The 538-nt window shown below is 39.2% G+C and carries 1 protein-coding gene; it reads left to right on the top strand.

The features are described 5' to 3' along the window. Nucleotides 1-98 precede the first annotated feature (98 nt). The coding region (locus tag AAOP42_RS02670) for a hypothetical protein (RefSeq protein ID WP_349526913.1) at nt 99-538 on the top strand (440 nt) is incomplete at its 3' end.

Here is a 538-nt window from a genome sequence, read left to right as displayed (position 1 = left end):
CTAAATTTTTAAGTTTGGAAAAACCCCGATATATGGGGATGCCGGATGTATGACCTTTGTTTCATAATTACAATGTTTCAAAATAAAACTAAAGAGTCATGAAAACTACTACTAATTTTTACACCGCACTGATCTTAATCGTAAAGTTGTTACCGATCATCCTGATTTTAGCCGCCGCAAGCTGCAGCAATGCCCAGGAATTAAAATTATCCACCTACATAGAAAAAACTAAGATGTCTCCAAAGTTGGGACACTCATTGGGCCTTGTTTTCCCGGGCTACCTTGGAGACATGGAAGTAGGCGGATTTTATCAAAGAAATATGCTGTCGCACAATGCGGAGACAACTTCAAAGAAACAAATCATTGAAGAACAGTTTTATGGATTTTACATGGGTATTTCTTTCATCCAAAGACAGAAAGTGAATGTGAACTTCAACGTCAGAACAGGATTGGTCAACGGTAGTTTGCTGGCCATCACCCCATCAGTATTTTCAGATTTCATGTTGTCCGATGCACTTGGTTTTGGATTGGGACTTGG

Origin of the sequence: Reichenbachiella sp. MALMAid0571 (assembly GCF_040151475.1) — a bacterium.
GTDB lineage: Bacteria > Bacteroidota > Bacteroidia > Cytophagales > Cyclobacteriaceae > CAXBNB01.
Note: the sequence above shows the minus strand (reverse complement) of the source record. Positions and strands in the feature narration are given on the sequence as shown.